Below are 13,534 nucleotides of genomic sequence, written 5' to 3'. Positions count from 1 at the left end.
GGGAAAGAACGGTCGCAGCCGCGCCATCTGTTCGTCGGTCAGCCAAAATAGATTGCTCATGATACCCCCTGAAAGTTTGGGGATTTGAAGCATGCGACCAATGCGATCTCAAGCCGATTAATGGGTCCTGAGCCTAGCCACCCAAACCTTCCAGTGCCGGAAGGTTTGCGGCAACCCGCCGCACAAATATGATTAACCTTATAATTTAAAAGGTTTTTCAAAAATTCCCGACCAAATCAAAGGCCTGTCCCGGCAGAGCGAACATTGCCTTTTTGCCCAATGACATATATTGTATTTGGAATATAAAATCAGAGGCACACCATGCACCACATGCCCCAACACACCGATCATCTTGCCGCATTGCAGGCGCAATTGTCTGAAATGGGTAATCGCTGGAAACACCTGATTGATGTGGCATCGCAGGATACTATCGCGCCCCACATAGCAGCCGTTGAAACCGCCCCGGCGCCAATCTCGGACCCCGGCGATCCCGCACGTCCCGACAAATCGTTCCTTCCTTACGACATGAGCGACATTTCGACCCTGCTGTTCATGCTGGAAGAAGAAAAAATGGCAGGTGATCTGTATGAGGCCTTTGGCGATCTGTACGGCACCCGGTTCTTCGACAACATCGCCGCGTCAGAAGACAACCATTTCGATGCGCTGCTAAATCAGGCGGAACAGCTTGGCCTGTTTGGTGACAGTTTTGTTTTCGCTGACGCGGGTGAGTTCCAGAACGATGAACTCCAAGACCTGTATGACGCCCTGCTGGCGCAAGGCAGCCAATCGCTGACTGACGCGCTGGAGGTGGGACGCCTGATCGAACTAACCGACATTGACGACATCACCGCCGCCATGAGCGGAGTTACAGACACCGTGCTGGAAGACGTTTATCAAAACCTGCTGGATGGCTCGTTCAGCCACTTGGCCGCGTTCGAGGCGCAATTGACATAACCGAACCTGACAAAGAAAAAGGGCCAGCCACGCAGGCTGACCCTTTTTCTTATCGGCGTCACAGACCGCTTAGCCGCGGGCGCGGATCACCTGCAACAGCGGCATCAGATCGCCCATATCCGGCCCATGCCCCTGCCCGGTCAGCGCCTTGCGCAGCGGCATGAACAGCCCCTTGCCCTTGCGGCCTGTGGCGTCTTTCACCGCGCTGGTCCAGCTTTTCCAGGTATCGCCATCGAACGACCCTTCGGGTAGCATCGTCATCGCCTGCGCGATAAATTCGCGGTCCTCATCCTCGATCACCGGCGTGGCCCCATCGCGGCACAGCGCCCACCAGCCCTGAAGATCAGCCTTCACGGTGATGTTGTCGCGCGTCACGGTCCAGAACCGTTCCGCCAGATCATCCGGCACACCCAGCGCCCGAATTTCATCGGCCACATCGGCATAGGGCAGCGTTTGCAGGTAATGCCCGGTCAGCGGGAACAGATCCTGCACATCGAATTTCGTCGGGGCCGATCCGAAATGCGTCAACTCGAACCCTGCGGCGATTTCCTCTAGCGAGGTGCGCAATTCCACCGGATCGGACGACCCAAGCCGCGCCATCAGGCTTAGCAATGCGGCGGGTTCCACACCCTGTTCGCGCAAATCCTTGATCGCCAGCGTTCCAAGACGTTTCGACAGCGCCTCCCCTTGCGGGCCAGTCAGCAACGAATGGTGGGCAAAACCGGGCGCGGTGTAGCCCAGCGCCTCCATGATCTGAATCTGGGTCGCGGTGTTGGTCACATGGTCCGATCCGCGCACGACATGGGTCACACCCATATCCGTGTCATCCACAACCGATGCAATCGTATACAGCACCTGCCCATCGGCCCGGATCAGCACCGGATCAGACACCGAGGCCGCATCAATCGAAATATCGCCCAAAATCCCATCGGTCCATTCGATCCGCTGCTGATCCAGCAGGAACCGCCAATACCCGCCCCGTTCATCGCGCAGGCGGGCCTTATCCTCGTCCGACAGGTTCAGCGCCGCGCGGTCGTAAACCGGGGGCTTGCCCATGTTCAGTTGTTTCTTGCGCTTCAGGTCCAGCTCGGTCGGCGACTCGAAACATTCATAGAACCGCCCGGCGGCCCGCAGCTTATCCGCCGCATCCGCATAACGATCCAGCCGCAGTGACTGCCGTTCAAACCGATCCCAAGTCAGGCCCAGCCATTCCAGATCACGCTTGATCTGATCGACATATTCCTCTTTCGACCGCTCTGGATCAGTGTCGTCGATCCGCAGAATAAAGGTGCCGCCAGCCTTGCGGGCGATCAGGTAATTCATCAGCGCGGTGCGCAGGTTGCCCACATGAATATAGCCCGTGGGCGAAGGGGCAAAACGGGTGGTGGTCATTTGCATACTCCTGTTACGCGCCCATTGTCACAGACGCGCCGATTTGTCCAGAAAAGCCCCCGGATCAGGATCATTTCACGTTGTCGTGAATGGATCAGCAGTCCAACCCCGCCGCACTATACTTTTGCGCAGGATAACACCTAACGGGAGGATTCCATCATGACATCACCGACCCTGACCCGCCGCGCGGCCCTGATGGGCGCTGCGGCCTTGCCGCTGACCGCATCCGGCAGCCCGCTTCTGGCCGCTGCTGAAATGCTGGGCGCGGCCCCGCCCCGGTTCAATCGCTTCAAACTGGGTAGCTTTGAAGTCACTGCCCTGCTGGCAGGCACCCGCACCGTTCCCGAGCCGCAAACGATCTTCGGGATGAATGTCTCGTCGGAAGAATTTGCCGAAGTGTCCGCCGCCAACCACATTCCCACGGATAAGGCACAGTTCTTCTTTACACCCACCGTAGTCAACACCGGGACCGAACTGATCCTGTTCGATACCGGGCTGAACGGCGCAGGCACCGCCGCCGCACTGCAAGCCGCAGGCTACAGCCCCGATCAGGTCGACACTGTGGTACTGACTCATATGCACGGCGATCACATCGGCGGGCTGATGACCGATGGCGCGCCCACCTTTAAAAATGCCCGCTACGCCACCGGCGCGGCAGAATTCGATGCCTGGGACATGGCTGGAAACGACGGGTTTGAAAACAACGTGCGCCCGCTGGCCGAAAACATGACCATGCTGGACGATGGCGGCAGCGTCGCCAGCGGCGTCACCGCCATGCTGGCTCCCGGTCACACGCCGGGCCATATGGCCTATCATCTGGAAAGCGGCGGCAAGCAACTGATCCTTGGGGCGGATTTTGCAAACCACTATGTCTGGTCGCTGGCCTACCCCGATTGGGAGGTCAAATTCGACCGCGACAAGGCGCAAGCCGCCCAGACCCGCCGCAAGATGCTGGACATGATGGCCGCGGACAAGATCCCGTTCATCGGCTATCACATGCCCTTCCCGGCGTTGGGCTATGTCGAAACCCGTGGCAACGGATTCCATTATGTCCCCGCTAGCTATCAGATGATGCTGGACGGCTAAGTCAAAACAAACGGGCGCCCCTTATACCGGACCGCCCGTCTTTCATCTTGCCCAAAATACTCTGGGGGAACGGTGCAACAGCACCGTGGGGGCAACGCCCCCGCCCCGATCTTAACGAAACGCCGGACCGTGCGCCCAGATCGTCAGCGAATGACGTTCGCCATCCGTTACAGGCGTCACCCGATGCAGCAACATCGCGGGAAACAGCGTCGCGCAACCCTGCGCCCGATCTCCGGCCACGACATGATGGCTGGGCATCACCTCCAGATCGCCGCCCCGATACGCATCAGAGGGGCTGAGCTGCACAACCATCGTCAGCTTCCGCTTTGACGCCAATTGACCCTCGCCGATGTCGGAATGCCAGCCAAAATGCCCCTCGCGTTCAGCCCCATAGCGGGCCACCTGCGGGCTTTCGGCAAATTCGCGCAGATCGAAATCATACACCGCGCGATTGGCGGCCCGCACCAGATCAATGATCCGGCCCATCACCCAAGCGGCTTCGGGGACATCATCCAGCCAAACCAGATCGGCGCGGCGGATGTTATGATCGCGGGTCAACCCCACCAGACGCGCGTCATTGGCGGGCTGCAACGCAACAAGATCACGAATCCGGTCGCATTCTTCGATGGAAAATGCGCCCGGCATGGAATGGACGGTCAACATGCGACTCTGCCTTTCAGGAAATCGAAACCCGCCCATAGCGATTTCCCCACGCCCCGCGCGTCTGTTTACGGCAGGCAGGTCGAAAATGAACCGCGACACAGCAAATAATATTCGCGGCCCGATTCGCCCGCCCCCACCGCAGCGCGGGGTGCAAAATTCTTGCAAAGAATTTTGACCGGATTTTTCAAAAAATCCGGCCCACCCTCAGCTTGGGTCGCGCCAGCGGTTAACGATGGGATAGCGCCGATCCAGCCAGAACGCACGGGGGCTAAGCCGCGCGCCGGGGGCGGACTGGAACCGTTTGTATTCGCTGATATACAGCAAATGTTCGACCCGTTTCACCGTTGCCCGGTCGAACCCCGCAGCCACGCAATCGGCTACGCTGGCTTCGCCATCCACCAACATGGTCAGAATCGCATCCAGCACCGGATACGGTGGCAGGCTGTCCTCGTCCTTCTGATCGGGGCGCAATTCGGCGCTGGGGGGTTTGTCGATGATCGTGACCGGGATCGCCTCGCCCGTCGGTCCCTGCATCCAGTCAGGGCGATGGTTCGCGTTGCGCCAGCGGCAGCAGTCGAACACGCGGGTTTTGTACATGTCCTTGATCGGGTTATACCCGCCCGCCATGTCGCCATAGATCGTGGCATAGCCCACGGCGACTTCGGATTTATTGCCGGTGGTCAGCAGCATTTCCCCGAACTTGTTGGACAGCGCCATCAACAGCAGCCCGCGCAGGCGGGACTGGATGTTTTCCTCGGTGAGGTCGGGCTTGGTGCCGTCGAACAATGGGGCAAGCGTGTTGGTGATCGCCTGCCGCCCTTTGGCAATCGGGACGTAATCGTACCGGCACCCCAGACGTTCCGCGATGTCCTTTGCATCGTCCAAAGACCCCTGAGAGGTATATTCAGACGGCAGCATCACGCAGCGCACGTTTTCCGCCCCCAAGGCATCCACCGCGATGGTTGCCACCAGCGCAGAATCGATCCCGCCGGACAGACCCAGCAAAACTTTGCCGAAGCCCGCCTTGCCACAATAGTCGCGCAGCGACTCGACCATGCAGCGGTAATCCTGCTCCATATCGTCGGGGTGATGCGCCTTTTCCCCGGCCTCGACCCGCCAGCCATCAGGGCCACGGACCAGGTCCACATGGGCAATCGCTTCGTCAAAGACCGGCAGTTGCAGCGCCAGTTCGCCATGCGGATTCAGCACAAAACTGCCCCCGTCGAACACCTGATCGTCCTGCCCCCCCACCATGTTCAGATAGATCAGCGGCAACCCGGTTTCGATCACCCGCGCGACCATCATGTTCAGGCGTACTTCCATCTTGCCACGGAAATACGGGCTGCCATTCGGCACCAGCAAAAACTCCGCCCCGGTTTCCGCCAGCGTTTCGGCCACATCCTCGTGCCAGGCGTCTTCGCAAATGGGGCTGCCGATGCGCACATCCCCAACAGAATAAGGCCCACCAAGGGGGCCGCTGTCGAAAACCCGCACCTCGTCGAACACGGTTTCATTGGGCAGGTGATGCTTCAAAACCCGGCTGGAAATGCGCCCGCCTTTCAGGATGAAATAGGCGTTATACAGATGCCCGTTTTCCACCACAGGGCCACCGATCCCCAGCGCCGGGCCGTCCACGCATTGCGCCGCCAGCGTTTCCACTGCGGCCATTGCCATCTGGTGAAACACCGGCTTCATCACCAGATCCTGCGTGTTGTAGCCGGTGATGAACATTTCCGGCAGGGCCACCATATCGGCCCCGGCCTCGCGGCCCTTTTCCCATGCCTCCAGCGCCTTGGCGGCGTTGCCTGCCAGATCGCCCACGGTGGGGTTCAGTTGCGCTATGGTCAGGCGGAATTTGTCGGACATGCCTTGGCCCCCGGTTCAACTCGTTTCCCCCGATTTAGCAGACTTCCCGCCGAGGGAAAGCCGCTTTGGGCAAAACCCGTTGTCTCTGGCCGGGCGGTCTACTAGATTTCCCGCACAATCAACAGGCAACCGTCAGATCACAGGCAGGCATCAAATGGCAGACCCGCGCAAAATCATCGTCGCCGCATTGGCCGGGCTATGGATCGCCCTGCCCGCCCACGCGCAAGAGGACGAGGTCCGCACGAAACAATACGAAGATGGCGGCGTCTACGAGGGGACGTTCAAGGACGGTCTGCAACATGGCACCGGAACCTATCGGCTGCCCAACGGATACGAATATACCGGCCAATGGGTCGAAGGCGAGATTCGCGGCAACGGCGTTGCACGCTTCCCCAATGGATCGGTCTACGAAGGTGAGTTCGCCAAGGGCAAACCCGAAGGTATAGGCAAAATCGTGTTCAGCGACGGGTCCACCTACGAAGGCGATTGGATCGAAGGCAAAATTACCGGGCGCGGGGTTGCTGTTTATGCCAATGGCACCCGATACGAAGGCCAGTTTCGCAACGCCATGCATCACGGGCGCGGAATCATGCGCACCGCGGGCGGCTATATCTATGACGGGGAATGGGCCAATGGCGTCAAAGACGGATACGGCGCGATCACATACCCCGATGGTGCGATCTACGAAGGCGAGGTGAAACGCGGCACCCGCGAAGGTCAGGGCACGCTGACCATGCCCGATGGCATGGTTTATACCGGCCTATGGCAGAACGGCCAAATTCACGGACAGGGCAAATTAACCCAAAGCAACGGTGACGTATACGAAGGCAATCTGGTGAACGGTCGCCGCGAAGGGCTGGGCAAAGTCACCTATGCCAATGGCGATGTGTATCAGGGCGATTTCGCAGATGACAGGCGGCAGGGTCAGGGTGTCTTTGCCGGGGCTGACGGCTATCGCTACGAAGGCAACTGGGTCGCCGGACAGATCGAAGGACAGGGTAAAGTGACCTATCCCGATGGGTCCGTCTACGAAGGTCAGTTCCGCAATGGAGCCGAAGACGGGGTTGGTAAAATCACCTACCCTGACGGGGCCACCTATGAAGGCGAATGGCGCGCGGGCGTCATCGAAGGACAGGGCAAAGCCACCTATCGCAATGGCGCGGTGTACGAAGGTGGCTTTGTCAACGCCAAGAACGAAGGCAATGGGATCATGACCTATTCCGATGGCTATCGCTACGAAGGCGAATGGAAAGACGGCAAACGCCACGGTCAGGGCAAAGCCACCTATCCAAACGGCATGATCTACGAAGGCGGCTTTGTCGACGGCCAGCGCGAAGGCACCGGCACCATCAATGCCGCCGATGGTTTCCGTTACGAAGGGCAGTGGCAGGGCGGTGAAATCAACGGCCAAGGCCGGGCCACCTATGCCAATGGCGATGTCTACGAAGGCATGTTCAAGGATGGCAAACGGCAGGGCAGCGGGACCATGCGCTATGCCTCGGGGCAGGAAGAAACCGGCGCATGGGAAAACGGCGCACTGGTCAAAGAGTAACCCGTTTCAGAACTGACGAAAAATACCGGGGACTTGCGCAACGTCTGTGCAGTTCACGGGTATTGCACGTTTCCCGCTTTTCTTTTCCTGTTCGACCTGTATAAATCAGCCTCATGATTATTCAGGGCCATATCACCACAGACGCACGCTGCTCCGCCAGCGCATTGCCCTGTGCCGCCCTGCTACTGCTAAGCTGCCTCTGAGCGTGCCATTCGTCTGGCGCGACCGCTCAGAGGATGTGCCTTTCTTCGCGCCGCCAGCTTAAGCAAACATAATCAAAGAGCTTCAAAATGACTGTGACCACCAAGCAAGACCGCGTCTTGATTTTCGACACGACCCTGCGCGACGGCGAACAATCCCCCGGCGCAACCATGACCCACGAAGAAAAGCTGGAAATCGCCGGGCTTCTGGATGACATGGGCGTTGACGTGATCGAAGCCGGGTTTCCCATCGCCTCCGAAGGCGATTTCAACGCGGTCAAAGAAATCGCGCAGCGGTCGAAAAATTCGATCATCTGCGGCCTGTCGCGGGCCAGCATGACAGACATCGACCGCTGTTGGGACGCCGTGAAACACGCCGGAAAACCGCGTATTCACACATTTATCGGCACGTCCCCCCTGCACCGGGCGATCCCGAACCTGAGCATGGATGAAATGGCCGATCGCATCCATGAAACCGTAACTCACGCCCGCAACCTGTGCGACGATGTGCAATGGTCCCCGATGGATGCCACCCGCACCGAACACGATTACCTGTGCCGGGTCGTGGAAATCGCAATCAAGGCCGGTGCCACCACGATCAATATTCCCGATACCGTGGGGTATACCGCCCCGCGCGAAAGCGCCGATCTGATCCGCATGTTGCTGGAACGGGTGCCGGGGGCGGATCAGGTGATATTTTCCACCCACTGTCACAACGATCTGGGCATGGCCACGGCCAATTCGCTGGCCGCAGTCGAGGCAGGCGCGCGCCAAATCGAATGCACGATCAACGGTCTGGGCGAACGCGCCGGAAATACAGCCCTGGAAGAGGTGGTGATGGCGCTGAAAGTGCGCAATGACATCCTGCCGTGGCAGACCGGCATCGACACCACGAAAATCATGAACCTGTCGCGGCGGGTGTCCACCGTTTCGGGCTTCCCTGTGCAATTCAACAAAGCGGTCGTGGGCAAGAATGCGTTTCTGCACGAAAGCGGCATCCATCAGGATGGCGTGCTGAAAAACGTGGAAACCTTCGAGATCATGAAACCCGAAGACATCGGGCTGAGCGCGAAAAACATCGCAATGGGCAAACATTCCGGTCGCGCCGCCCTGCGCGCAAAGATGAAGGAACTGGGCGTCGATCTGGGTGAAAACCAGTTGAACGATGTGTTCGTGCGCTTCAAGGCCTTGGCCGACCGCAAGAAAGAGGTCTACGACGACGATCTGGTTGCACTGGTGCAGGATCAGGTGGGTCAGGATGAAACCGACACGCTTCAGGTCAAACGCCTGCGCGTGATCTGCGGCACGGATGGCCCGCAAGAAGCAGACCTGACCCTGTCTATCGACGGGGTGGATCATTCGGTGCAGGCCACCGGCGACGGCCCGGTTGACGCGGCCTTTAACGCAGTCAGGCAGCTTTATCCGCATAACGCGGTTCTGCAACTGTATCAGGTTCACGCCGTCACCGAAGGCACAGATGCACAGGCCACAGTGTCCGTTCGGATCGAAGAAAACGGTCGCATCGCCACCGGACAATCCGCTGATACCGATACGGTGGTGGCCAGCGTCAAGGCCTATGTGAACGCGCTGAACCGACTGATCACCCGCCGCGACAAAGCCGGGTCCGGCGCAGATGGCAAGGAAATCCACTACCGCGATCACGCCTGACCTACCCACCGACGACGGGGCCAATCAAAATGCTGCGCCTGAGGGCGTTCATCATGCCTCGTCGTCGACTTTTTTCCGACGTGTTTGCGGAACATACGGAAGATCCAAGGCAACAGCCCACGCACCAAAGCATCCCACCATTACGGCTATTCGCCTTGGCAACGGTCGAGCAGAGTGGCCGTTCAGATATCAGGGGCAGGCAGAGGGGCTGCTCGGATCAATACCACATATCGACCATCTCGGCCTTTCTGCGGGTCATGAAGTCTTGTAGTGCCTCGTCAATAGCCTCGTCCAGCGGTGGGGCTTCATACTCGTGCAGCAGCTTTTTCCAACGGGTATTGGCGCGCTGCGCATAGTCGATGCCGCCTTGTTCGTCCCATGTCTCCCAGGGTTGGTTGTCGTCCAGCGCCGAGTCCCAGTAGGCCGTTTCGTAATGCCTGAGCGTATGCTGGGTGGAAAACAAATGCTGTCCGGGGCCGAATTCGGCCAATGCGTCGAAGGCCAGTGTGTCCTCGTTCACCGCCATCCCGTCCAGATAGGCATGGAGCGCGCCGCACATGTCGGTGTCCATCACGAGTTTTTCGTAGGACATGGACAAAAGCCCATCAAGGAACCCGGCAGAGTGTAACACATAATTTGCCCCACCCTGAACGGCGGACATCATCGACATCATGCTTTGTTGCATGGCCTGACCGTCTGGCAGTTTGGATGTCGAGAAGTTTCCCGCGCAACGCAGCGGCAGGTTCAGGCGGCGGGCCAGTTGGCCCATTGCCAGTGATCCGATGGCAGGTTCCGGCGTGCCGAAAGTCGGCGAGCCGGTCCGCAGCGACATGGAAGAGAAGAAAGAGGCGAGGATCGCGGGAGAACCGGGCCGGACAAGCTGTGTCAGAGCGCAGGAGGCCATAGATTCGGCCAGACCTTGCGCCACCATGCCCGCAGTCGTCAGTGGTGCCACTGCGCCGCCCAGCAGGAAAGGCAGGTGGATGGACCCTTGGTTCGCAGCCGCATAGGTTCGGATGCCAGCCGCTGTGATCCCGTCGATGACAAGGGGTGATGTCGTATTGAAATTGCCCATCACCACGCAATTGGCATCGGTGAATTCTGACCCGAACAGTATGCGCGCCATTTCCACACTGTCCGCCGCCCGTTCAGCAGCAGTGATAGAGCCGAGGAAACCGCGATCCGAATAACGGATGTGTGAATAGATCATATCCAAGTGACGCTTGTTTACCGGCACGTCGGTCGGTTCGCACACGGTCCCGCCGGAATGGTGCAGCCAAGGCGAGGATTGAGCGAGCTTCACGAAATTGCGGAAATCCTCGATCGTGCCGTAGCGGCGACCACGGTCAAGGTCCATCACGAAGGGCGACCCATAAGATGGGGCGAAGACCACGTTCTTGCCGCCTATGCGGACATTGTTCGCGGGGTTGCGGGCGTGTTGGGTGAATTCGGCAGGAGCGGTCTTTAGGATTTCACGCAGCATTCCCGGTTCAAATTTGATGCGCCAGACACCTTCAGTCTGTTCTGTCACTTGCGCTCCGGCACGTTTGTAGAGTTGCATCGACTCGGTATCTTCGCGCAGCTCGATCCCGACCTCGGCAAGAAGCCGTTCAGCAGTGGCTTCGATGGCGGTCAGGCTTTCGTCGGACAGGATGTCATAGGTTGGAATGCCCCGTATGATATAGGGACGGTGTGTGCCTTGTTCGACACCGACACGCGCCTCGCGCCGTTGCGATCGACCGCCGCGCTGGCGTTTTGTTTTGTGGAATTCTCCGTCTGCCATGACCGACCCTTTTGATAACTTTATGGCAGGCTAGGCCTTTACTTTGGGCCTGTGACGCAGGAAAGTTCTGATAAACTTGATAAGCTGTATTTATGGAAACCCTGCGTAGCCTTGTCCCGTCGATCAACAGTCTTGTCGTATTTGAAGCGGCGGGCCGGTTGTCGAGCTTCACCGCTGCCTCGCGGGAGCTGGGGATGACGCAGGCGGCAGTCAGCTATGCCATTGCGCGATTAGAAGAACATCTTGGGGCGACGCTCTTCTTGCGCGAATACCGTCGCGTGCGGTTGACTGAAGCAGGAGAGCGGTTTCACGCAGATGTCTCTATCGGTCTATCCCATATTCATCGTTCGGCCCGTGATTTGCGGGCGGTGACGACGGGTAGCCACGTCACCCTGTCCTGTTCTACGGCCTTTGCGTCCTTCTGGATGGTGCCTCGGATGGCGCAGTTCCGCGAAGAACTGCCCCATATCGACCTGCGCATCCAGACCTCGGATCATGATCTGGACCTTCTGGGCGAGGGTATCCCCCTTGCCGTGCGGGGCGGTGATCCTAACCACTGGCCAAACTATCTGTCCGAACCACTGGCCCCCGAAGAAATCTATCCGGTCTGTGGGGCGGGCTATCTTGCGGGACGTTCCGCGCCAATGACAGAAGCGGACCTGCTGCTGCATCAACTGATCCATCTGGAAGAACCCTACCGTACCGCCGCGACATGGGCAGATTGGTTCAGCGCGGTCGGAATCGACAGACGGCGCATCCCGAAAGGATTGCAAATCAACGATTACGTTCTGGTCATCCAGTCCGTTTTGGCGGGTCAAGGCGTAGCGTTGGGATGGCGGCATCTTGTCGGTGGCCTAGTCGATAGCGGCGTACTTGTGCGCCTGACCAATCATGTCCTGACAACGGGGTTGCAGTTTCATGTGATCTGGCCACGGGATATTTCCATGTCGCAATGTGCTCAACAGGTTCGCGAATGGCTGTTGGCCCAACCGCGCGTTTGAAAACCGACATCCGGCCAGCCGCACTCTGTTTTCAACGGCTAGCATGACGGCGCCAGCTTGCCGTTCGCTGCAATACCCTCGGATGGTAACAAGGTGCAGGAAAATAATGGCTGAACTCTGGGGGCGGGGTTTCAATCAAGTTTCTATGAGTTGACGGTCGGGGTGTGTGCTTTCATAGTCTGAACTCAGCATTGCCGGAGTAGATGTGCGCACAGCTTTGATCATTGTATTGATTGGTCTTGTGACTTTTTTATCGGTCCCGCGTGTCGGGGCCGGGAGTGATCATGAGATGGGCAATCATATGCAAATGGCTGGTCTGGCAGACTGCGCAGGTTGCCCGGACATGGTCTTGAATGGCGACACACAAGATGGGCTGCCATGCCTTCATGGGATGTTATGCCTGCCCAATGTGATCATCGAAGCAAGCGGGTATAGTCTTGAGCATCATCTGTATCCGCTACGTTACCCGCGCGCGCCAGCATTAGCCCGTCATTCGCCGGTTCGATCCCTTGATCTGCCACCCCCTCGCGTATTGTCCGTTCTGACCTGAATCCTGCATCGCGGCGCTGCTGCGCCGCCCGGACTGTTACGGACATCCAAATGAACAAATCTATTCTGCTTGTTGCTGGCGCTGCGGTGCTTGGCGCTACTGCCTACGCAACTTTGCTTCCAAACGACACCACGAGCAAACCAACCCCACAAAGGGGCGCCCCCATCGCTGCTGTGACTGTACCAGAAACGCTATCGGATATGGCGCAGATCGGAAAACGGGCTTTCGATGGTACATGCGTTACGTGCCACGGCAACGATGCCGCTGGTGTCGAAGGCGCGGGGCCGCCACTGGTTCATGTGATCTATGAACCCTCCCATCATGGGGACATGGCCTTTCAAATGGCGGTGCAACGTGGCGTGCAGGCGCATCATTGGCGGTTTGGAAACATGCCGGTGCAGTCTGGCCTGACCACAGGCGATGTGAAAGCTATTGTCGCCTACATACGTGAATTACAACGTGCAAACGGGATCAACTGATATGTCTGATTTGATTTTGACCCGCCGGGGGTTTCTGGCTGCTGCGGGGGTAACAACCCTAGGCTCAGGACCCATTAATCGGCTTGAGATCGCATTGGTCGCATGCTTCAAATCCCCAAACTTTCAGGGGGTATCATGAGCAATCTATTTTGGCTGACCGACGAACAGATGGCGCGGCTGCGACCGTTCTTTCCCAAGAGCCATGGCAAGCCGAGGGTTGATGATCGGCGGGTGTTGAGTGGGATAAGCTCAACGACATCGACCCGCAGGCATGGCTCGGCGACGCCATCGCACGCATCTCCGACATGCCGGTCTCACGCCTGCCTGAGTTGTTGCCATG

At 58.6% G+C, this 13,534-nt stretch carries 12 protein-coding genes and 1 pseudogene; 9 read left to right on the top strand and 4 right to left on the bottom strand.

Annotated elements, in window-relative coordinates:
• Positions 1-321 precede the first annotated feature (321 nt).
• Positions 322-954 (top strand): DUF2202 domain-containing protein, encoded by a 633-nt coding sequence (locus FN828_RS19755; RefSeq protein ID WP_142495042.1) that lies wholly within the window; start codon positions 322-324, stop codon positions 952-954.
• Between the two features lie 69 nt (positions 955-1,023).
• Here the strand turns inward: FN828_RS19755 and gltX are convergent, their stop codons facing one another.
• A complete protein-coding gene (gene gltX / locus FN828_RS19750) occupies positions 1,024-2,346 on the bottom strand; it encodes a glutamate--tRNA ligase (RefSeq protein WP_142495041.1) in 1,323 nt (440 codons plus the stop codon).
• Positions 2,347-2,505: 159 nt separating this feature from the next.
• Here gltX and FN828_RS19745 point away from each other — a divergent pair, with 159 nt between their 5' ends.
• Positions 2,506-3,432, top strand: a complete 927-nt coding sequence (locus tag FN828_RS19745) for an MBL fold metallo-hydrolase (RefSeq protein WP_142495040.1) — start codon at positions 2,506-2,508, stop codon at positions 3,430-3,432.
• A gap of 111 nt (positions 3,433-3,543) precedes the next feature.
• On the opposite strand, the gene FN828_RS19740 is transcribed toward FN828_RS19745, so the two are convergent.
• Both FN828_RS19740 and FN828_RS19735 read right to left on the bottom strand, forming a co-directional pair.
• Positions 3,544-4,095 carry a 2OG-Fe(II) oxygenase gene (locus FN828_RS19740; protein ID WP_142495039.1) on the bottom strand — a complete coding sequence of 184 codons (552 nt, stop codon included), beginning with the start codon at positions 4,093-4,095 and terminating at the stop codon, positions 3,544-3,546.
• Between the two features lie 204 nt (positions 4,096-4,299).
• A complete protein-coding gene (locus FN828_RS19735) occupies positions 4,300-5,961 on the bottom strand; it encodes an NAD+ synthase (protein ID WP_142495038.1) in 1,662 nt (553 codons plus the stop codon).
• A gap of 154 nt (positions 5,962-6,115) precedes the next feature.
• Here FN828_RS19735 and FN828_RS19730 point away from each other — a divergent pair, with 154 nt between their 5' ends.
• Positions 6,116-7,513, top strand: coding sequence for an MORN repeat-containing protein (locus FN828_RS19730; protein ID WP_142495037.1), 1,398 nt, complete (start codon positions 6,116-6,118; stop codon positions 7,511-7,513).
• Between the two features lie 290 nt (positions 7,514-7,803).
• The gene (locus FN828_RS19725) at positions 7,804-9,381 is read left to right on the top strand and encodes a 2-isopropylmalate synthase (protein ID WP_142495036.1); all 1,578 of its coding nucleotides are present in this window, start codon (positions 7,804-7,806) and stop codon (positions 9,379-9,381) included.
• Between the two features lie 217 nt (positions 9,382-9,598).
• Here FN828_RS19725 and FN828_RS19720 read toward each other — a convergent pair whose 3' ends face one another.
• Complete coding sequence (locus FN828_RS19720) at positions 9,599-11,164, bottom strand: trimethylamine methyltransferase family protein (protein WP_142495035.1); 1,566 nt, start codon at positions 11,162-11,164, stop codon at positions 9,599-9,601.
• 92 nt (positions 11,165-11,256) lie between these two features.
• Here FN828_RS19720 and FN828_RS19715 point away from each other — a divergent pair, with 92 nt between their 5' ends.
• From FN828_RS19715 to FN828_RS21070, 5 genes and pseudogenes are all read left to right on the top strand, one after another.
• Positions 11,257-12,165 carry a LysR substrate-binding domain-containing protein gene (locus FN828_RS19715; RefSeq protein ID WP_142495034.1) on the top strand — a complete coding sequence of 303 codons (909 nt, stop codon included), beginning with the start codon at positions 11,257-11,259 and terminating at the stop codon, positions 12,163-12,165.
• 600 nt (positions 12,166-12,765) lie between these two features.
• Positions 12,766-13,194, top strand: coding sequence for a c-type cytochrome (locus FN828_RS19710; RefSeq protein ID WP_142495033.1), 429 nt, complete (start codon positions 12,766-12,768; stop codon positions 13,192-13,194).
• 1 nt (position 13,195) lies between these two features.
• Positions 13,196-13,333 carry a twin-arginine translocation signal domain-containing protein gene (locus tag FN828_RS21160; RefSeq protein ID WP_142495032.1) on the top strand — a complete coding sequence of 46 codons (138 nt, stop codon included), beginning with the start codon at positions 13,196-13,198 and terminating at the stop codon, positions 13,331-13,333.
• Positions 13,330-13,440, top strand: a pseudogene (locus FN828_RS19700) (IS5/IS1182 family transposase); the annotation flags it as partial. The gene FN828_RS21160 and the pseudogene FN828_RS19700, both read left to right, overlap by 4 nt.
• Positions 13,441-13,451: 11 nt before the next feature.
• The coding region (locus tag FN828_RS21070; RefSeq protein ID WP_328592221.1) for a hypothetical protein at positions 13,452-13,534 on the top strand (83 nt) is incomplete at its 3' end.

It is taken from the genome of Thalassovita litoralis, from assembly GCF_900182725.1.
In the GTDB taxonomy this organism is placed as follows: Bacteria; Pseudomonadota; Alphaproteobacteria; order Rhodobacterales; family Rhodobacteraceae; genus Thalassobius; species Thalassobius litoralis.
Note: the sequence above shows the minus strand (reverse complement) of the source record. Positions and strands in the feature narration are given on the sequence as shown.